The organism is Nonomuraea sp. LP-02, from assembly GCF_036289125.1.
Taxonomy (GTDB): domain Bacteria; phylum Actinomycetota; class Actinomycetes; order Streptosporangiales; family Streptosporangiaceae; genus Nonomuraea; species Nonomuraea bangladeshensis.
In genome coordinates this window covers 400,350-420,152 of record NZ_JAXCLK010000001.1, presented here as the reverse complement: position 1 = coordinate 420,152, position 19,803 = coordinate 400,350, and the positions used below count along the sequence as shown (strand labels likewise).

16 protein-coding genes are annotated in these 19,803 nt (G+C 73.4%); 5 read left to right on the top strand and 11 right to left on the bottom strand.

Annotated elements, in window-relative coordinates; all coding sequences use genetic code 11:
• Nucleotides 1-16: 16 nt before the first annotated feature.
• Both SMD20_RS01980 and SMD20_RS01975 read right to left on the bottom strand, forming a co-directional pair.
• Nucleotides 17-3,706, bottom strand: coding sequence for an AAA family ATPase (locus tag SMD20_RS01980; RefSeq protein WP_329574216.1), 3,690 nt, complete (start codon nucleotides 3,704-3,706; stop codon nucleotides 17-19).
• Nucleotides 3,707-4,822, bottom strand: coding sequence for an exonuclease SbcCD subunit D (locus SMD20_RS01975; RefSeq protein WP_329574214.1), 1,116 nt, complete (start codon nucleotides 4,820-4,822; stop codon nucleotides 3,707-3,709).
• Nucleotides 4,823-4,929: 107 nt separating this feature from the next.
• Here SMD20_RS01975 and SMD20_RS01970 point away from each other — a divergent pair, with 107 nt between their 5' ends.
• On the top strand, nucleotides 4,930-6,429 hold the full coding sequence (locus SMD20_RS01970; protein ID WP_329574212.1) for an alpha/beta hydrolase family protein: 1,500 nt from the start codon (nucleotides 4,930-4,932) through the stop codon (nucleotides 6,427-6,429).
• Here the strand turns inward: SMD20_RS01970 and SMD20_RS01965 are convergent.
• Both SMD20_RS01965 and SMD20_RS01960 read right to left on the bottom strand, forming a co-directional pair.
• Nucleotides 6,402-7,361, bottom strand: a complete 960-nt coding sequence (locus SMD20_RS01965) for an alpha/beta hydrolase (RefSeq protein WP_329574210.1) — start codon at nucleotides 7,359-7,361, stop codon at nucleotides 6,402-6,404. The two genes, SMD20_RS01970 and SMD20_RS01965, sit on opposite strands and share 28 nt — an antisense overlap.
• 1 nt (nucleotide 7,362) lies before the next feature.
• Complete coding sequence (locus SMD20_RS01960; protein WP_329574208.1) at nucleotides 7,363-8,223, bottom strand: crotonase/enoyl-CoA hydratase family protein; 861 nt, start codon at nucleotides 8,221-8,223, stop codon at nucleotides 7,363-7,365.
• A 141-nt stretch (nucleotides 8,224-8,364) separates the two neighbouring features.
• Here SMD20_RS01960 and SMD20_RS01955 point away from each other — a divergent pair, with 141 nt between their 5' ends.
• Genes SMD20_RS01955 through SMD20_RS01945 form a run of 3 tightly spaced genes read left to right on the top strand, consistent with a single transcriptional unit; the run spans nucleotide 8,365 to nucleotide 10,996 of the window.
• On the top strand, nucleotides 8,365-9,882 hold the full coding sequence (locus SMD20_RS01955) for an LCP family protein (RefSeq protein ID WP_329574206.1): 1,518 nt from the start codon (nucleotides 8,365-8,367) through the stop codon (nucleotides 9,880-9,882).
• Between the two features lie 46 nt (nucleotides 9,883-9,928).
• Nucleotides 9,929-10,159: a hypothetical protein gene (locus SMD20_RS01950; RefSeq protein WP_329574204.1), complete on the top strand. Its 231-nt coding sequence runs from the start codon at nucleotides 9,929-9,931 to the stop codon at nucleotides 10,157-10,159.
• A gap of 57 nt (nucleotides 10,160-10,216) precedes the next feature.
• The gene (locus SMD20_RS01945; protein WP_329592396.1) at nucleotides 10,217-10,996 is read left to right on the top strand and encodes an ABC transporter ATP-binding protein; all 780 of its coding nucleotides are present in this window, start codon (nucleotides 10,217-10,219) and stop codon (nucleotides 10,994-10,996) included.
• A gap of 106 nt (nucleotides 10,997-11,102) precedes the next feature.
• Here the strand turns inward: SMD20_RS01945 and SMD20_RS01940 are convergent, their stop codons facing one another.
• From SMD20_RS01940 to SMD20_RS01915, 6 genes are all read right to left on the bottom strand, one after another.
• Complete coding sequence (locus SMD20_RS01940) at nucleotides 11,103-11,684, bottom strand: hypothetical protein (protein ID WP_329574203.1); 582 nt, start codon at nucleotides 11,682-11,684, stop codon at nucleotides 11,103-11,105.
• Between the two features lie 322 nt (nucleotides 11,685-12,006).
• A complete protein-coding gene (locus tag SMD20_RS01935) occupies nucleotides 12,007-13,005 on the bottom strand; it encodes a hypothetical protein (protein WP_329574201.1) in 999 nt (332 codons plus the stop codon).
• On the bottom strand, nucleotides 13,002-13,661 hold the full coding sequence (locus SMD20_RS01930; RefSeq protein ID WP_329574199.1) for a class I SAM-dependent methyltransferase: 660 nt from the start codon (nucleotides 13,659-13,661) through the stop codon (nucleotides 13,002-13,004). The genes SMD20_RS01935 and SMD20_RS01930 overlap by 4 nt, the downstream gene beginning before the upstream one ends.
• 117 nt (nucleotides 13,662-13,778) lie before the next feature.
• Nucleotides 13,779-14,783, bottom strand: coding sequence for an enolase C-terminal domain-like protein (locus SMD20_RS01925; RefSeq protein WP_329574197.1), 1,005 nt, complete (start codon nucleotides 14,781-14,783; stop codon nucleotides 13,779-13,781).
• A 22-nt stretch (nucleotides 14,784-14,805) separates the two neighbouring features.
• The gene (locus tag SMD20_RS01920) at nucleotides 14,806-16,191 is read right to left on the bottom strand and encodes an MFS transporter (protein ID WP_329574195.1); all 1,386 of its coding nucleotides are present in this window, start codon (nucleotides 16,189-16,191) and stop codon (nucleotides 14,806-14,808) included.
• Between the two features lie 101 nt (nucleotides 16,192-16,292).
• The gene (locus SMD20_RS01915) at nucleotides 16,293-17,033 is read right to left on the bottom strand and encodes a TetR/AcrR family transcriptional regulator (RefSeq protein WP_329574194.1); all 741 of its coding nucleotides are present in this window, start codon (nucleotides 17,031-17,033) and stop codon (nucleotides 16,293-16,295) included.
• A 106-nt stretch (nucleotides 17,034-17,139) separates the two neighbouring features.
• On the opposite strand from SMD20_RS01915, the gene SMD20_RS01910 reads away from it, so the two are divergent.
• On the top strand, nucleotides 17,140-18,588 hold the full coding sequence (locus tag SMD20_RS01910) for an MFS transporter (RefSeq protein WP_329574193.1): 1,449 nt from the start codon (nucleotides 17,140-17,142) through the stop codon (nucleotides 18,586-18,588).
• Nucleotides 18,589-18,647: 59 nt separating this feature from the next.
• Here the strand turns inward: SMD20_RS01910 and SMD20_RS01905 are convergent, their stop codons facing one another.
• On the bottom strand, nucleotides 18,648-19,796 hold the full coding sequence (locus SMD20_RS01905) for a VWA domain-containing protein (RefSeq protein ID WP_442942581.1): 1,149 nt from the start codon (nucleotides 19,794-19,796) through the stop codon (nucleotides 18,648-18,650).
• Nucleotides 19,797-19,803 lie beyond the last annotated feature (7 nt).

Here is a 19,803-nt window from a genome sequence, read left to right as displayed (position 1 = left end):
GGTGGATCGGGGCAGATCATCCCACCCCGGAGGTGGCGAGCGCCGAACCTCTGCGGGTCTTGGTGACCTTGAGCTGGGCGGTGATCCGGGACCGCAGCTCGGCGACGTGGCTGACGATGCCCACCGCCCGGCCGCCGTCCCTGAGCCCGTCGAGGATGTCGAGAACGCCGTCGAGGGTGTCCTCGTCCAGGGTGCCGAAGCCCTCGTCCACGAAGAGCGCGCCGATCTCCGCGCCGCCCGCCTCCGCGGTGACCACGTCGGCCAGGCCGAGCGCGAGGGCCAGGGAGGTGATGAAGCTCTCGCCGCCCGACAGGGTCGCCGGGTCGCGGTCGACGCCGGTCCAGCCGTCGGACACGCGCAGCCCCAGCCCGCCGCCCGAACGGCCGCGCGAGCCGGCCGTCTTGCGCAGGTCGTGCTGGAGCAGGTAGCGGCCGGCCGACATGTGGTCGAGCCGCTCGTTGGCGGCCTCGACGACCGCGCGCAGCCGCTCGCCGAGCACGTACGACGACAGGCTCATGCTCCACCGGTTGTCGCCGGAGGTGCCGCCGGTCAGGGCCGCCATACGCTCGGCCAGGCGGTGCCGCTCCTCCGCCGGGCGCCAGCGCTCGACGCACGCCGACAGCTCGGCCTCCAGCTCCGCCAGCCGCCGGGCGCGGGAGGCGGCCCGGTCGCGTACGCTCGCCAGGCTCGTGTGCGCCTGCTCGGCCGCCTCGCGGGCGGCGGCGGCCCCGGCCAGGTCGGGAGCCGGCTCGGCCGCGGCGGCGGCCAGCTCGGGATCGGCGAGGGCGGCGGTGACGGCGGCGTGCTCGTCGTCGAGCCGCCGCAGGGCCTCCGCCTTGCGCTCCCGCTCGGTGGGGCCGCGGTAGGCGGCCTCGGCCTCCGGGACGTCCGCGAACCCGGCCTCGGCCGCCGCTTCCCGCGCCTGGTTTCTCGCGCGGGCGAGCTCGTCGTCCGCCGCCAGCGCGGCGCTGGTGGCCTCGACCGCCTCGCGCAGCAGCTCGGCCTCGTCGGTGAGCCGGGAGAGGCGGTCGGTCAGGGTCGCGTCGCCGCCGCGCGCCGCGTCGAGCCGCGCGGCCAGCCGGGCGGCGTCGGCGCTCAGCTCCTCGTGCCGGGCGCGGCCCGCCGCCAGCCGCGCGGCGAGCGCGCGAGCCCGCTCCTCCTGCTCCCGCGACTCCTCCCGCCGCCGCGCCACCTCCCGCGCCGCCCCACCCTCCAACTCCGCCGCCCGCCGCAACCGCCCGAGCTCCCTCTCGACCTCCGCCAGCACCGCGACGACGGTATGGAGCGCGCCGTGATCGGGCGCAGCGGGACCGGACACAGCTGCATCGGGCGAGGTGGCATCGGGCGTGAGGGGCGTGCCCGCGGCGATCTCGGGCGTGCCCGCAGCGGCCTCGGAGGTGCATGCGGCGACTTCGGGCGTGCGCGTGGTTGGCGCCGCGAGGTGGGTGCGGAGGCGGGTGTGGTCGGTTTCCAAGCGGGTGCGGAGGCGGATGTAGTCGGCCTCCAGGCGGGTTCGGAGGCGGGTGCGGTCGGCCTCCAGGCGGGTGCGGTGGGCGTGGTGGGCGGCGAGTTCCTCGGCGACCCGCGCCGCCTGGTCGCGTACGCGCTCGCGCTCGGCCTCGACCCGCTCCAGCGCCGCCGCCAGGGCGGCTTCACGCCCGGCGACCGCCCGCAGGCGGGACAGCTCCTCCTCCGCCTGGCGTACGACAGCGGCGGCGGTCTCCGGGTCGAGGTCGCCGGTGGCCTCGACGGCGTCGGCGTGCCGGGACCCCAGGGAGGCGAGGTGGCGTTCGGACGCCTCCCGCTCGGCCAGGGCGTTCTCGTGGGCGTCCTCGGCAGCCCGTTCGTCATCGGCGGACGGCGCGCTCGGGGCCGGGGACGCCGGATGGGGATGGTGCTCGGAGCCGCAGACCGCGCACGGGCGCCCGTCGGCGAGGTCGCGGGCCAGCTCGGCCGCCATGCCGTCCATACGGGCCTGGCGCAGGTCGAGCCAGCGTTCGCGGAGCGCCTGGGCGCGGTCGACCAGCACCTGGTGGGCGGCGGTGACGGTCTCCAGTTCGGCGGCCAGGGCGTCGCGGCGGCGTACGGCCTCCAGCGCCGCCCGCGCGGCGTCGAGCCCGGCGGACGCGGCGGGGACGGCCGCGGCCTGGGCACGCACCTCCTCCAGGGCGGCGCTCGCTTCGGCCAGGCGGGCGGGCAGCTCGGCCTCGGCGGCCGACGCCTCCGCCTCGCGCCGCTCCAGCGTCTCCAGCTCCGCCGCGAGCCCGGCCAGCTCCCTGTCGATGCCGATGAGGTCGGTGGCGGCGTCGCGTACGGCCTCGGCGGCCGGGATCCTGGTGGCGTCGGCGCGGCACCGGGCCAGCTCGGCCTCGGCCTGCTCGATCAGGGCGGGGAGAGCGGCCAGCCGGGCGGCCACCCGCTCGTCCTCGGCCACCAGCCGGGTCAGCTCCTCCTCGACGCGGAGCAGGTCGCGCCGTACGCCGGAGAGCCTGGCCTCCTCGGTCAGCAGCTCCGACAGGCGCGCGATCTCGGCCCGCCGGTCCCGCTCCAGCGCGGCCAGCTCATCCGCCGAAGGCAGAGACACCGAAGACAGGGACACCGAAGACAGGGATGCCGAAGGCAGGAGGGGGTGGGCGCGGGCGAGGGCGTCGGTGGCCAGGGCGCGGGCCTTGGCGGCGGTCTCCTCGCGTTGCCGTACGGCGGTGACGAGCGGGATGACCCGGTCGGCGCGGGCGGCGTCGTCGAGGACGGCCTGGAGGTCGGCGCGCTCGTCGGCACGCTCGTCCAGCGCGCGCCGGGCGGTCAGCGCGTCGGCGTGCCGACGCTGCCGGTCCGCCAGGGCGGCGGCCTGGTCGAAGCGCAGTCGGGCCTCCCGCAGCGCCCGCGCGGCGGCCTCGTGCTCCTCCTCGGCGCGTACGGCCACCGCCTGGGCGGCGGCGAGCAGCGCCCCCGCCCAGCGCAACGGATCGTCGTCCCGCGACGGCGCCTCCTCACCCTGACCGGGGGCCGCAGGAGCGGCGGGCAGCGGGATCAGGGGGTCGAGGGTGGCCTCCTCGACGCGCTGGACGGCGAAGTCCACCTGCCGCCGCAGCTCCTGCGCCTCCCGCCAGGCCAGTTTGCGCTGCTCGGCCAGCCATCCCTCCGCAGCCGTGAACACCTTGACGGTGAACAGCCGCTCCAGCAGCTTGCCGCGCTCCTCGCCGTCGGCGCGCAGGAACTTGGCGAAGTCGCCCTGCGGCAGCATCGCCACCTGCCAGAACTGCTCGGCGTTCATGCCGAGCAGCCCGCCCACCAGGTCGCCGGCCTCGTCCAGCCGGGTGGTGAGCCCGTGCCAGGCGCCGTCGCGCCGTTCGGAGACGATGACCTTGGACTTCTCCTCGGTGACGCCGCTGCCCCGCAGTTTGGGACGCAGCCACGCCGGCGAGCGCTGGACGCGGAGTAAGCGACCCCGGATGGTGGCCTCCAGGGTGACCGACGGCCCGGTGCCGGCCGGGGCGTGGTCGCAGCGCAGGCTGCGGGCGCTGTTGCGCTGCCCGGGAACCTGCCCGTAGAGGGCGAAGCACAGGGCGTCGAGGATGGTGGTCTTGCCCGCGCCCATCGGCCCGTGGATGAGGAACAGGCCCGCCTCGGCCAGGGCGTCGAAGTCGACCGTCTCGGTGCCGGGGAAGGAGCCGAACGCCGTCAGCGTCAGCCGGTGAGGACGCATCTACGCCATCGTCTCCTTTGTCCTCGACGCCTCGATGGCCCGTCTTAGCAGGTCTTCCTCCTCGGGCGCGGCAGGCTCGCCGCGCACCTCGCGGACGAAGTCGAGGGCGACCTCGGCCTCGGGCCGCCCGCTCAGGCGGGCCGGCTGCGCGGCCGGGGCGGCGTCGGCCGGGTCGAAGGAGAGCGCGAGGGTGTGCGGGAAGCGGGCGCGCAGCCGGTCCATGGCCGCCTTGGGGCGTACGGAGTCGGTGAGGGTGACCTGGAGCCAGTGGTCCTCGACGGCGGCGTGCCGGGGATCGGCCAGCAGCCACTCCAGCTCGCCGCGCAGCCGTCCGACGGGACGGGGCACCGGCGCGGGGACGAACTCGGCGCCGCTCCCCTGCCCGAGCGTGACCAGCCACGAGCCCTTCACCTGGCCCGTCTCGGAGAAGGAGTAGGCGAGCGGCGAGCCCGAGTAGCGCACGGTCTCGGACATGCGCTGGCGGCCGTGCAGGTGACCGAGCGCGACGTAGTCGACGCCGTCGAACGCGGCGAGCGGCACGTGCGCCACCCCGCCCACGCTGATGTCGCGCTCGCTGTCGCTGGCCTGCCCGCCGGTGACGAAGCAGTGGGACAGCACGACGGCGGCGCGGTGGCGGGCCGCGTCGGCCCGGACGCGGTCCATCGCGTACGTGATCGCCGCCGTGTGGCTGCGGTCGGGCAGCTCCCACGGCGCCCGCACCAGCTCCGGCTCCAGGTAGGGGATGCCGTAGAAGGCGACACCGTCGACGAGCACCGGCTCCCAGGCGCGCTCGGGCGCGCAGCGCACGTGCACCCCGGCGGACTCGAACAGCGCCGACCCGAACCGCAGCCGCAGCGCCGAGTCGTGGTTGCCGCTGATGAGCACCACCCGCGCGCCGGCACCGGTCAGCCGGGCGAGCGCCTCGTCGAGCAGGGCGACCGCGTCGACCGGCGGCAGCGCCCGGTCGTAGACGTCGCCGGCGACCGCCACGACGTCGACTCGCTCCTCCCGCACCGTCTCGACCAGGTGGTCGACGAACGCGGCCTGCGCCGCGAGCAGGCTCTCCCGGTGGAAGGCGCGCCCGAGGTGCCAGTCGGAGGTGTGCAGGATCCGCATGTCGCAGGAAGCTAACAGCTCTCACTGACAAATGTGGCCCCACTGGTCCCACGAGCCGGGAGTACGCTAGAAGATCGGCGGGCAAACCAACGCACATGGGGAGGCCGATGCGCACGGGCCGGGGCACCTTGAGCATCGCCGCCGGTCTGGTGCTGGTGGCGCTCGCGACGGTCGGCTACGTCCTGCCGCCCGCCTTCGACCCTCCGCCGCTGAAGGCGGACCCCGCCTTCCAGGCGATCCCGCCGCAGCCGCGGCACGAGTTAGAGCCGCCGGCGGCGACGGCCGCGATCCGCCGGCAGGAGATCTCGGTCGCGGCGGAGGGCCAGCGCCTCTACGGGACGCTGCGCACGCCGCTGACGCCCGGGCGGCATCCGGCGATGGTGTTCGTGTCGGGGTCGGGCAACGGCTCGCGCACCGAGTTCACGCCGCAGGCGGAGTTCCTGGCCAAGGCGGGCGTGGTGACGATCGCCTTCGACAAGCGCACGGTCGGCTACGACTTCCGCGAGCGCGACTTCGGCCTGCTCGCCGACGACGCGCTGCGCATGGTGGAGTACCTGCGCGCGCTGCCCGAGGTGGACCCGGCGCGGGTCGGTGTCTGGGGCGTCAGCGAGGGCGGCTGGGTGGTGCCGATCGCGGCGGCCAAGAGCGCGGCGGTCGGGTTCGTGGTGCTGGTGTCGTCCCCGAACGTCTCCCCGCTGCGCCAGGTCGCCTGGGCGCTGAACGAGCAGTTGCTGCGGCTGCGCGCCCCCATCGGCGCGCGCGACCTGCTGACCAGGGCGATGGGCGGGGTCGGCTTCACGTTCCTGCGCTACGACGCGATGCCCGCACTGAGCGGGATCAAGGTGCCGGTCCTCGCGTTCTACGGCACGACCGACCCGTCGATCCCCTTCGTGGAGTCCACCAAGGCGCTCGTCACCGCCATGGGCAGGGCCGGCAACGACGACTACACGATCCGCTTCATCGGCCAGGGCGACCACGCCATGCGGGTCGGCGGCGGGCCGTTCGCCAAGGGCTACCTGGAGACCCTCGGCAACTGGATCAGCGGCCTGCCGGCCACGGCCAAGCCCGCGGCGCACCTGGCGGGCGCGACGCCGGTGCAGCGGTTCGAGGCGAGCGACGTCCCTGCGGCACCCTGGTACGCGGGCGGCACCATGCTCGGCCTGACGATCTGCTTGGCGGCCGTCGGCTACGTGGCGGGGCCGGTCGCCGCGGTGGTCGTCCGGCTGCGGGGCCGCGGCCATCCGCTCGTCGTCGCCGAGGCCAACGCCCGGCTGTGGCCACCGATCCGGCGCCGCCTGGTCAGGATCGCGTGGACCAGTCTGGGGCTGCTGGCGTCGGTGGTCGCGTTCATCACGCTGCTGGTGCTGTTCTCCATCAACCAGGCGGGCGCCTGGCCGGCGGTGCTGGCCGGCTGGCTCGTGGTGCGCATCCTCGCCGTGCTCATGCTGGTGCAGGAGGTCACGGCGGTGGCGGCGGTGCTGTCGGCGCTGCGCGAGGGCATGCGGCCGGGCCGCTGGCAGCACGTCGCGGTGGCGGGCGTGCTGGGCGGCACCGGCCTGCTGATGGTGGCGGCGGCCTACTACGGCCTCTTCGCGTTCCCCTGGTGAGCGTTCCCCTGGTGAGCGTCTCCCTGGTGGATGTAGGTGCTCATCCAGCGGTCCAGCTCGGCGAAGACCTGCTTGCGCGCCGGCTCGGCCGACAGCACGAGGTCGTGCACGCCGTCCTGGATCCGTACGCAGGTGACGTGCGGACCGACCGAGGTGGACCAGCGGGCGATGTGGGCGGGGTCGAGCACGATGTCGGCCGAACGCGCCTCGGGGACGAAGTCGCGTACCCGCAGGCCGTTCGAGGAGGCCAGCACCAGCACGGGCACGTCCACCGCGAGCCCCTTGTGCAGGCGGCGCTGGGCCCGCCGGATGGCGGCCAGCCACATGGCGTGCACGGAGAACCCGCCGAGCGGCTTGAGCTCCAGGTCGTAGTCCCATTCGCCGCCGTGGTCGCGGTGCAGCGTCTGCCCGTAGACGGTGCTGACGCCCAGCGGGAGCGGCCGGCGCGTGTACGACAGCGGCGTCCCCAGCAGGTCGGCGGCCATCCGCAGCGGCGCGGGCACGTTGAGGTCGAAGAACGGGCTGTTGAGCGCGAGCCCCTGCACCAGCCCCCGGCCGCGGACCCGGTCGGCCCACAGGGCGGCGACCAGGCCGCCGGTGGAGTGGGCGTTCACGGTCAGCTCGTCGTGGTCGCGCCGGATGAGGCGGACGGCCTCGTCGATCTCGGGGAAGTAGTCGGTGACGCTCCTGATCAGGCCCCTGGTCTGGTGCGGGAGCAGGGAGCGGCCGTACTTGCGCAGGTCGAGGGCGTAGAAGTCGATGCCGCGCTGGACGTAGTGCTCGGCCAGGTGGTCCTGGAAGAAGTAGTCGGTGAAGCCGTGCAGGTAGAGCACCGCCCTGCGGGACGCGGCGCCCGCGCTCCTCGCCACCAGGGTCGCGACGACCTCGCCCTCGAAGTCGTCGGGCAGCCGCAGAGTGGTGATTTCGTACATGTCAGCCACCATAGGGATTGTCGGGCCAGGACGGTACACCCGGCGGCAGGTCCTCACTGACCTTCATCGGGAAGTCGGCCTGCCGCTTCTCCAGGAACGCGGTCACCCCCTCGACCGAGTCGGCCCCGCCGCCCAGCTCGGCCATGAGCCGCGAGTCGGCGGCGTGCGCCTCCCACGGCGAGCTCGCCGACAGCCCCGACCACATCAGGCGGCGGATCGCGGCGACGGAGACGGCCGAGGTGTTGTCGGCGATCTCCCGGGCCAGCGCGTACGCCGCCGGCAGCAGCTCCGCGTCCGGCAGCACCCGCGACACCAGCCGCCCCGCCAGCGCCTCGGCGGCCGGGAAGACGCGGCCGGTCGCCGCCCACTCCATGGCCTGCGCGATGCCGACGATCCGCGGCAGGAACCAGCTCGACGCGGCCTCGGTGACGATGCCGCGGCGGGCGAAGACGAACCCGAAGCGCGCCGACTCGGCCGCCAGCCGCACGTCCATCGGCAGCGTCATCGTCACGCCGACGCCCACGGCCGGGCCGTTGATCGCGCCGATCACCGGCTTGAGCGAGCGGGCGATGCGCAGGGCCACGGTGCCGCCGCCGTCGCGCGGCGCGCCCTCGACGGTCTCACCCCGCTCCCGGTGGCCGAACGTGCCGCCGCCCCCGCCGAGATCCGCCCCCGCGCAGAAGGCCCGGCCCGCGCCTGTCACCACCACCGCGCGGACCTCGTCGTCGGCGTCGGCCCGGTCGAACGCCTCGATGAGCTCGGCGCGCATGGTGAGCGTGAACGCATTCAGCCGCTCAGGGCGACACAATGTGAGGGTGGCCACGCGGTCGGCCACGTCGTACGCGATCTCGGTGAAGGCCATGAACCGAATCTTATTCGGTCGTTGGTGTTCACCTGCCGATAACGACATCATTCGTTTTCGGTGCGTATGCTGCCGCCTCGGTCCGGTGGCCTATGGAGACCTTTACGGGGAAACGGGGATGTCGTGCAGGCAAAGGAACCGGTGAGCACCGGCGCGGTTCTCGGCTGGCTGGCGCTGTCGGCGCTGGCGCCGGGCGCGGCGCACCTGCGCGCGGGCCGGCGCAGGACGGGCCTGGTCCTGCTGTCCTGCTACGCGGTCCTGCTGCTGGCCGCGCTCGGGGTGTGGCTCGCGGTCGACACCGGCGATCTGGTCGGCGCCCTGATCGACAACACCGCCATGACGGCGGTCATCGCCGGGACGATCGCGCTCGGGGTGGCCTGGTTCGCCCTGATCGTGCACTCGTTCGTGGTGCTGCGGCCCAGCGGGCTGTCGCAGGGCGGCCAGATCCTCACCGGCACGATGGCGGGGCTGATGGCGGTGCTCGTCGTGGTGCCGTTCGGCGCGCTCGGCAACCTGGCGTGGACCGCCCAGGCGACGATCAACGACATCTTCCAGGGGCCCGCCGACGCAGCCGCCGACCCGGGCACCGGGCTCCGCGCCGACGCCGGCACCCCGGCCACGGCCCAGCCCTCGCCCGAGGACCCGTGGGCGGGACGCAAGCGGGTCAACATCCTGCTGCTGGGCGGCGACGCCGACGACCACCGGGTGGGGGTCCGCACCGACAGCATGAACCTGGCCAGCGTGGACGTGGAGACCGGCAACACGGTGCTGTTCAGCCTGCCGCGCAACCTGGAGGACGTGCGCTTCCGCCCCGGCACGCCGATGGCCGAACGCTTCCCCGGCGGCTTCCGACTGCCGGCCGACCCCGGCGGCGGCCGCAGCGACCTGCTCAACAGCGTCTGGGAGTACGCCGACGCCCACCCGGAGATCTTCGGCGGCAAGCAGCACCAGGGCCCCGAGGTCCTGATGGACACGATCGGCTACACCCTCGGCCTCAGGGTCGACTGGTACGCCCTGGTCAACATGTGGGGCTTCGCCCGGCTCATCGACGCCATCGGCGGCATCACGCTCACCGTCGAGACGGACGTCGTGTTCGGCCGCTACAACGAGGGCCTGGTCAAGGCCGGCACACGCCGGCTCAAGGGCGCCGACGCGATGTGGTACGCCCGCTCGCGCACCAACAGCGATGACTTCACCCGGATGCGCCGTCAGCGGTGCGTGCTCGGCGCGCTGCTGACCCAGGCCGACCCGGCGACCGTGCTGACCCGCTTCAACCGCATCGCCCTGGCCACCAAGGAGCTGATCAGGACCGACATCCCGCGTTCGATGCTGAAGAACCTGGTGCCGCTGGCCCTCAAGGTGAAGAACGCGAAGGTGTCGAGCGTGCAGTTCGTGCCGCCGCTGATCAACACGGGCTACCCCGACTGGGACAAGATCCGCGGCATCACGGCCAAGGCCGTTCGCGACTCCTCCGCCGCGAGCCCGGCCGTCGCGGCCACCGGGCCCGCCACGCCGGCGAACGCCGACAGCGGCGCGTCGGCCGACCCCTCCCCGACGAAGACTCCGGAGAAGAAGGCCCCGAAGAAGAAGCAGCAGCAGTCCGGGACGGACGACGACCCGGTCAAGGGCCTGACGGAGGGCTGCGGCGGCGCTCTCTGAGCGCCCCTGGCATGAAGATCCTCGTGGTCGTCTCCGGCTGCGTGTGGTGCTGGGCGACACCGCCCGCAGCTACCGGACGCGCCGCCGCTCCCGGCTGATCCACCTGGTGCTGCCCGGCGCCGGCCCGCAGATCGCCGCCGGAGCGCGGCAGGCGCTGTGCATCGGGATCATCCTGCTCGGGCTCGTCGGCATCGCCCTGTCGATGGTGTTCCGGGCGGTGGAGGCCCGGCTGCCGCGGTGGTACACAGGTTTGCGTACGGCACAGCGAGAGGGCTGACACATGACCGCCGACCCCACGGGCGCCCCCGCCCGCCCCCGCTCCGCCACGACGGCCATGCTGGACGTCCGCGGGCTGCAGAAGGTCTACGAGGGGCGGGGCCGCAGTGTCGAGGCCGTCCGCGACCTGACGTTCACGGTCGCCGCCGGCGAGCTGGTCTGCATCGTCGGCCCCTCGGGCGCCGGCAAGACCACGCTGCTGCGGTGCGTCGCCGGGCTGCTCGAGACGACCGCGGGCGAGGTCGTGCTGGAGGGCGAGCGCGTCACCGGCCCGCCGCCCGGCATGGCGGTCGTCTTCCAGGAGTACGGCCGCAGCCTCTTCCCCTGGATGACCGTACGCCAGAACGTCGAGCTGCCGCTGAAGGAGAAGAAGGTCCCGAAGGACCGCCGGCGCCGGCTCGTCGAGGACTCCCTGGAGGCCGTCGGTCTCGCCGAGGCCCAGGACGCGCACCCGTGGCAGCTCTCCGGCGGCATGCAGCAGCGCGTCGCCATCGCGCGGGCGGTCGCGTACGAGCCGCACCTGCTGCTGATGGACGAGCCGTTCGCCGCCGTGGACGCCCAGACCCGCGCTGACCTGGAGGACCTCGTCCGCTCGCTGTGGCGGCGTCTCGGGGTCACGGTGCTGTTCGTCACCCACGACATCGACGAGTCGGTCTATCTCGGGCAGCGCGTCATCGTGCTGTCCAACTCGCCGACGGTCGTGCTGGAGGACGTCCCGATCGACCTGCCGGCCGAACGCGACCAGCTCACCACCCGCTCTCTCCCCCGCTTCGCCGAGCTCCGCTCCCAGGTGTACGAACTGATCCAGCTCGCCAAGTCCGGCCACCGCCCCACCTGATACGCGCGTACCGCAGTTTGCTGGGGTCATGGCCGAGACGATGGCGCGCCGGCTCCTGCATCAGCTCCTCGGCGCCGACCTCGTCATCAGCGCCAACGCGTACGGCTCATAGCCGTCTGGCCGGCTCCGCCGCGGCGCCGGCGCCATCGCGCAGCTGTTCCCGCAATGCCCTGAGCTTGCCCAACCTGGCAGGCGTCGGATCGCCCTCGGCCACATCGGGGAGAAGCGACCTCAGCAGTTCCATTCTGCTGGAAGCGTCCGCAGGGCGGGGTGCGGTTGCCTCCTTCTCCGCCTCCTGCAGCAGCTTCCCGACGGCCTGATGGGAGATGCCCAGGAGGTAACCGATGTCGCGGTGGACATAGCCTCTTCTTGCCAGGTCGGCCACGGTCGTCTGCGTCACCTCCGCGGCCTGCTGCTTGGCCACCCTGGCGGCGAGGCGGGCCAGCAATGTGGCCTCCAGTTCGGTGGCCACGTCCTCGTCGGCCACCGTCAGCTCGAAATCGGCGTCAACCTCGGAGACATCGACGTCGAGCATCGTGGCCACGAGATCGCGGGCCATCTCCTCGGCGTGCTCCAGGCGTTTCACCTGAGTGTGGTAGTCGCGCTTGAGGCCGGGCCCGCAGACGGTCAACGCCCACCAGGGGCCGCTCCTGCCGGCGGTGATGGTGTACGTGTCGCGTTCGCTCACTGACCCTCCTGCTCCTTCGCGGCCTCGACGAGGATGCTCTCTCAGTTCTCCAAGATTCCTTTCGCCGTCCGCTCGTTGACCTCCGCATGGCGAGGGACGGGCATCGCCTCTGAACCGACATGCCACTTCGTGTGGCTGCCGCCTTCAGTGGAGTGCACAGGCACGCCGTATTCCTTTGCGAGCTTGCGCATGCGGCGTTCTAGATCCCGCTTCCTCATCACACAGCTTAGGCTACTTAGGTTGCAGAACTATAGGCAACCCAGGTTGCAGAATGTCGGCAATTGCCCGACCGAAGCAGGAGCAGCAATGAGGAAGTGACACGTCAGGCCGGGGTGACGGTTTCTGTGGCCTCGTTCCAGCGCCACGGCACCTGGTGGCCGTGCAGGTGCACGCCGCCGATCCACCGGTCGACGCCGTTGAGCGTGACCTGGTCGGCCTGGCCGGCGAGCACCCGCGCGCCGGTCTCCGTCAGGCGCAGTCGCGTCGCCGGCGTCACCGGGCCGCCGGCCGGATCGAGGTCGAGCAGGGGGTGAGGGCCGCGCGCCAGCCGCTCCATCCGCTCGAAACAGGTGAGGTCGCCCATGAACGGCCGCGTCTCGCGGGCCGCGGCCCGTACGAAGGCCGTGCCCGCGTCGGGCGCGCCGGCGGCGACGGCGGCCAGCACCCGCCGCTCGGACAGCGACAGCCCGTCCCGGGTGGAGGGGTATTCGCGGCCGAGCCGGTCGAACGCCTCGCCCAGGAAGCGCAGCTCCCCCAGCCGGGCGGCGGCGATGCCGGCCAGGCCCTCGGGCGTCGGCGCGCGGAAGGCCGCCCACGCGCGGGTGGCCAGCTCCAGCGCCGCCGGGGTCAGCCGGGCGCACGCTCCCGTGCCGGGCAGCTCGCGCAACTGCTCGGCGGTGAGCTGGCCGAGGCCGCCGAACCGGGCGATCCCGGGGTATTCGCCGATGCAGATCAGCGTCACCCGCCCGGCGGGGACGCCCAGGGCGGCCAGGCGGGCGAGGATCTCGACGATCTGGAGCTGGTCGTACAGGTCGGCCTCGAACCACAGGACGTACTCGCCGTCGCGGTTGTCCTCCAGGGCCTGGTCGCGCTCGGCGAAGGCGCGCAGCGTCGCCTCGCGCTCGGCGCGCTGGTGGGCCGTGAGGTAGCCGGCACGGACGCGGCGCAGCTCGGCCGGCGCGACCTCCGGCACCGGGCCCTCGTGCAGGACGTCGCGCCAGTAGACCACGCGCCGGGCGAGGCCGGTGCCCGGCACGTCGGTGGCGTCGCCGTTGCTGAGGTGCAGCGCCTTCTCGGGCAGAGAAGCGCTCGGCCCGTTCATGGCGTGAGCGAGCGGTGGAAGGTGGCCCGCCAGCGGTGGCGCCCGCCGTCGCGCAGGTCCTCGACCGTGCCCCGCTCCAGGCCGTCCGTCGCGAACGCGGCGATCTCGGACGGCGTCAGCGGCCACGGCGGCGCGAACACCGGCCCGCCCTCCTCCCGTCCAGTGGCGACCACCAGCAGTGTGCCGCCGTGGCCGACGAACCCGGCGACCGCCTCGGTGGCGGCGGCGTGCAGCGGCTCCGGCAGCGCCTGTACGGTCATGATCTCCACCACCAGATCGTACGCCCGCCGCCACTCCTCCGGCGGGTGCAGCAGGTCGGCCACCTCGTAGCGCACCCGGCTCGCGGGGAACCGCTCGCGTGCCAGCCGCACCGCCGACTCGCTCACGTCGAAGGCGACGGTGTCGTAGCCGAGCCCGGCGAGGTGTTCGGCGTCGTCGCCGAGCCCCGCCCCCACGACGAGCGCCCGCCCCTTTCCGGCGGCGTGGGCTTCGGCCCACTCGGTGAGCAGGGGGTGCGGGGCGCGCGAGTCCCAGGGCACGATCGCCTCGCCGGACGCCGACTCGGCGTAGAGGCGTTCGAACCAGCCCAGCGGATCGCCGGCCGCCAGCGACTCTCCGGCCAGCCGGATCGCGTCCTCGTCGGTGTCCCTCGCCATCAGCCCACCTCCGGCAGCAGCCCGGACGTCCCGCCGCGCCCGGCTCTCCGGCCAACTCCACCATGTCCGCGCGACCGCCGGGCGGCCTGGCCGGTACGCGTTCGGCGAACACCGGCCTCAGGCGTGGAAGGTCTCCTTCGCCATCCGGCGCAGGCGGCTCTCGTCGATGTCGTGGCCGAGCCCGGACTGCGTCAGCGGGACGGCGATGACGCCCGCGTTCGCCCCCACGATCGGGGTGACGAGCTGGTTCTGGCGGGGCGGCTGGGTGACGTCGCACGGCAGCGTGCAGCCGGGCAGGCTGGCGACGGCGACGGTGGCCGCCCTGGCCAGCCCCATCCCCTGGCCGCCCGCGCACTGGATGTCCCAGCCGGCCGCCGCCGCCCGGTCGTGGGCGCGGCGGGCCTCGCTCAGGGAGGGGAACGCCGTGGGCCGCAGCAGCAGCACCCGCGCGGCCCGTACGGTGAGGAAGTCGTCGAGCTCGGCGGTGGAGGCGACCTCGACGGCCACGGAGGCCGTCACCTGGTCCTGGAGCGCGGCGTGGGCGTAGACGTCGCCGGTCGCGAACGGCCGCTCGATGACCTCCAGGCCGTAGGAGTCGAGGGCGACGAGCTGGCCGTGCTCGGTGTAGGCGTTGCCGCAGTCGACGGCGAGGGTCAGCGCGGGGTAGGCGGCCCGGACGGCGCGTACCGGCTCGACGTCCCAGCCGGGGCGCACGTCGAGCGTGACGTGCCCGTAGCCGGCGCAGACCTGCTGGTTGACCCGGCTGACCAGGCTCTCCGTGGACGGGTCCGGCGAAAGGCGGACGGTGGCCATGAGGGAGGTGCGGGTGCCGCCGATCGCCTCGGCGAGCGGCACGCCGCGCATCCTCGTCCACAGGTCCCAGCAGGCCATGTCGACCGCCGGGTCGCCGCTCGGGACGGCGTCGGGGTGCTCCCAGTCGACGCCGATGATCAGCGCGGCCAGTGTCTCTTCCAGCTTCGACCAGGTCTTGGGCTGAGGGGAGAGCGCTTCGCCCCACCCGGTCATGCCGCCGTGGTCGGTGAGCTTCACGAGCAGGGTCTCCGACCTCCTGCCGTACGGCAGGACGAGCCGGAAGACCTCGAGCTCACGGACTCGCGGCATGTACCCCCCTCTTATGGCCCACTCAGGGCTCGGTCACTTCCATAGTGCCTGCTGCGCGGGACCGGACCAAACGGGGGGCCAGCGCGAACGCCAGCACGGCCAGCGCCACGGCGGTGAGCAGACCGGCCGCGTAGCTGCCGCCGGAGGCGGTGAAGATCGCGCCGCTGGCCGCGACGGCCACCACGGTGAAGACCGACTCGCCGACGCCCACGGCCGCGCTGTTCTGGCCCTCCTCCCCCGGCGCGGACATCTCCAGCACCAGCACCGACACCGTCGGGTGCAGCATGCCGATGCCGAGCCCGGCGATCGCCATGGCGACGTGCGCGAGCGCCAGCGGCACCGTGTCCACCAGGACGAGCGTGACCAGCGCGAGGCCGGTGGCGAGCAGGGCTGCTCCGCCGCGGACGGCGAGCAGGTTGCTGATCCGGCCGCGGCCCTTCAGCCAGGAGCCGGTGGACCAGCCGAGCGCGCCGACCGTGAGGACGATGCCGGCTGCGGTGGCGCTGAGCCCGCGCTCGTTGATCAGCATGAGGGGGATCAGCACCTGGGCGGCGGTGAGCGAGCCGAACGCCAGTCCGCGCAGCACCGGCGCGCTCGGCAGGCCGGGCGCGGCCCGCAGCGAGCCGGTCGGCAGCAGCCTGGGCAGGGCCACGGCCAGCAGGACGACGCCCGCCGCGAGCAGGGGCAGGCCGGCCAGCTCCAGGGCGCTGCCGTACTGGATGAGCGCGGCGGCCACCGCCGTCACCGCGGCCCAGACCAGCTTGCGGCCGAGCGCGGGAGCCGGTGCGGCCTCTCCCGAGCCGGTGCCGAGGTCGCGACCGGTGGTGCCGCGCCAGAGCAGCAGCGCCGACGGGACGACGATGAGCGAGACGCCGAGGAAGATCCACCGCCAGTCGGCGTTCTGCACCACGAACCCGGCGATCGCCGGCCCCACCATCGACGGCACCACCCACGCGGCCGAGAACAGCGCGAACACCTTCGGGTGCAGCGCGGCGGGGTAGACGCGGGCGACCAGCACGTACAGGGCGACCTGGGTGGCCCCGGCGCCGAGCCCCTGCACGAACCGCCCGGCCACGAACACCTCCATGGTCGGCGCGAACCCCGCCAGCAGCAGCCCGGCCACGAACGTCACCACTCCGGCCGCGATCGGTTCGAGCGGCCCGCGCCGGTCGCTCCACCGCCCGCCCAGCACGGTCGCGATCACACTGGCCGCCAGAGTGGCGCTGAAGGCCAGGTTGTACAGGCGCATGCCGTCCAGTTCGCGGGCCACCACCGGCATGGCCGTGGCCACCGCCATCGCCTCGAACGCCAGCAGGGTCACGATGGCCACGAGCCCGAAACTCAGCGCCCGGTACGGCGCCGACACCACGCCGGTCGGGGCCGGCTTCTCCTCAACGATCGTCGTCATGCCGGTCACGCTAGGGCGAAGGCACAGCTCAGCGCATCGGCCGCTGGGCCTAGGCGCCTCTCGGCACTTGGTCCTAGATCAGGCTCCGGGCCGGGGCTGGATCAGGCGCCGGGCATGCGGTTCTCGAGGCCGTCGAGCATCAGCTCCAGTCCGTACATGAAGCGGTTCTCGCCGTCGTCGGCGACCAGCTCGTCGATGTGCTGGTGCAGGTGCGGGAAGGTGGAGGCGGGCAGTGCGCGGTAGTAGGTGGCGATCTGGCCGGAGAACCGCTCGAAGTACTCCTGCGGGTCGGTCAGCCCGGCGGCGCGCATCCTGGCCCGGTGCAGGGAGCCCTCGTAGGCGTCGCCGATGAGGTAGAGCGAGAGGCGGTCCATGACCAGCGACGCCTCCCTCGGGTGCATGCCGGCCTCGATGAGCAGCCCGTAGACGAACTCGCCCGCGCGCAGGGAGTTGGGGCCGGTGGGGATGCTCGCCAGCGCCGCGCGGGCCACGTCGGAGTGGTGGCCGAGGACGCGGTGCACCTCCAGGCAGTACGCGCGCAGTTGCTCCTTCCAGTGGGCCGAGTCGCGTTCGGGCAGCCGGATCTCGCCGAGCACCCGGTCGTAGATCAGCTCCAGCAGCTCCTCCTTGTTCGCGACGTGCGCGTACAGGGACGCCGGGCCGGTGTCGAGCTCCTGGGCGACGCGTCGCATGCTGAGCGCGTCGAACCCCTCGTCGTCCAGGATCCGCAGCCCGGCCTCGACGATGAGGTCCTGGCTGAGCTGGCGCTTGGGCTGCGGCTGCCGGCGTGACTTGCGCCAGGGAGGCACGGGCACGCCGTCGGTCGTCCTCGTCCGGTCCATACCGAACACTGTACTTGACACGAACGGTGTTCGCCTCTAAAACGGTGTTCGTGACGAACACCGTTCGTTCGCTAGAACACCGTTTTATCCGTCAGGAGTTATCAAGATGACCGTCACCGCCTCCCAGGAGACAGGCGAGGCCCAGGGCTACCGGTGGCGATGGGTCGCGCTCTTCGTGATCCTCGCCGCCGAGGTCATGGACCTGCTCGACGCCCTGGTCACCACCATCGCCGCCCCCACCATCCAGCGCGATCTGGGCGGGAGCGACAGCCTCGTGCAGTGGCTCGGCGCCGGCTACACGCTCGCCATGGCCGTCGGCCTCATCACCGGCGGCCGGCTCGGCGACCTCTACGGCCGCAAGCGCATGTTCCTCATCGGCGCCTTCGGCTTCACCGCGGCCTCGCTGCTGTGCGGCATCGCCGTCAGCCCGGAGATGCTGATCGCCGCACGCGTGCTGCAGGGCCTGTTCGGCGCCGTGATGCTGCCCCAAGGGCTGGGCCTGATCAAGGAGATGTTCCCGCCGCACGAGATGGGCAAGGCGTTCGGCATGTTCGGGCCGGTCATGACCATCTCGTCGGTCGGCGGCCCGGTGCTGGCCGGCTGGCTCGTCGACGCCGACTTCTTCGGCACCGGCTGGCGCATGATCTTCCTGATCAACCTGCCGCTCGGCCTGGCCGCCGCGCTCGCCGGGATCCGCTTCCTGCCCGAATTCCGCCTGTCCAACGCCACCCGGCTCGACCTCGGCGGCGTCGGGCTGGTCTCGCTCGCCGCGCTGCTGCTCATCTACCCGCTCATCCAGGGGCGCGAGCAGGGCTGGCCCTGGTGGACGTTCGCGTCCATGGCCGCCTCGATCGTGGTCTTCGCCGTGTTCGCCCGGTACGAGTCCCGCCGCGCCGCCTCCGGCAGGGACCCGCTGGTCGTCCCCGGCCTGTTCCGCAAGCGTGCCTTCACCGGCGGGCTCGTCGCCGGGCTCGCCTTCTTCACCGGCATGATGGGCTTCGGCCTGGTCTTCGCCCTCTACACCCAGATGGGGCTCGGCTTCACGCCGCTCAAGGCGGGCCTCGCCGGGCTGCCGCAGGCCATCGGCGGCGTGGTCGGCTTCGGCCTGGCGATGTCCGGGCTGCAGGAGAAGCTCGGGCGCGGGCTGCTGCAGATCGGCGCGACCGTGATGGCGGCGGGCGCGGCCGTGCTCGCGCTCACCATCCACTTCGCCGGGCTCGACGTCACCGTCTGGCAACTCGCCCCCGGCCTCGGCCTCGTCGGCATCGGCATGGGGCTCACCATGGCGCCGTTCTTCGACATCGTGCTCGCCGGCGTCGAGCCGCACGAGTCCGGCTCGGCGTCCGGGACGCTGACCGCCGTGCAGCAGCTCGGCGGCGCGCTCGGCAGCGCCGTGCTGGGGACGCTGTTCTTCAACCTGCTCGCCGACCAGTGGGGGTTCGGCGACTCGATGGAGATCACGGTGTGGGTCGAGGTCGGGCTGCTGGTGCTGACGTTCGCGCTGTCGTTCCTGATGCCGCGGCACGCCCGTCCCGACCAGGAACCCGCCCACTGAGCCCCGCCGGCCATGGGGACGGCAGGGCGGACGGCAGGGCGGACGGCAGGGCGGCGGGATCAGGCTCCGAAGGTGTGCTCCGCCCACCGGCCGATGTCGCGGCGCTCGATCGCCGCCGCCATCAGGGCGGGGAAGGCGTCGGGGGTGCAGGCGAACGCCGGCACCCCCATCGCGGCCAGCGCGGCGGCGTTCTCGTGGTCGTAGAAGGGCGCCCCCTCGTCGGACAGCGCCAGCAGCACGATCACCTGGACGCCGGCCTCCGTCATCGCCGCGACCCGGCGCAGCATCTCCTGCCGTACGCCGCCCTCGTACAGGTCGCTGACCAGGACGAAGATCGAGTCGGCCGGACGGGTAATGAGGCCCTGGCAGTAGGCGATGGCCCGGTTGATGTCGGTGCCGCCGCCGAGCTGGGTGCCGAACAGCAGCTCCACCGGGTCGTGCAACTGGTCCGTGAGGTCCACCACCGCCGTGTCGAACACCACGAGTGACGTCCGCAACGACCTCATCGAGGCCAGCACCGCACCGAACACGCTCGCGTACACCACCGACGCCGCCATCGACCCGCTCTGGTCCACGCACAGCACGACCTCCCGCTGCACCGCCCGCCTGCGCCGGGCGTAGCCGACCAGCCGGGACGGGACCACCGTGTTGCGGTCGGGCAGGTAGTGCTTGAGGTTCGCCCGGATCGTACGGTCCCAGTCGATGTCGGCCGCCCGCTTCGGGCGGTGCGTGCGCGCCGAGCGGTCGAGCGCGCCCGCCACCGCCGCCCGCGTCCGCTGCGCCAGCCGGCGCTCCAGCTCCGCCACCACCGTGCGGACCACCGCCCGCGCCGACTCCCTGGCCTGGTCGGGCATCACCTTGTTGAGCGCGAGCAGGGTGCCGACCAGGTGCACGTCGGGCTCCACGGCCTCCAGCATCTCGGGCTCCAGGAGGAGCCTGGTGAGGTTGAGCCGCTCGATCGCGTCCTTCTGCATCACCTGGACGACCGTGGCGGGGAAGTACGTCCGGATGTCGCCGAGCCAGCGCGCCACGCGCGGGGCCGACGCCCCAAGCCCGCCCTCCCTGCCGCCGCCGGTCCCGATGCCGCCGCCCTCGCCGTGGTCGTAGACGGCGGCGAGGGCGGCGTCCATGTGGGCGTCGTTCCCCTGCAGCCCGAACCCGACCCCGTCGGCGTCCCCGCCTCCCAGCACCAGCCGCCAGCGCCGCATCCGCTCG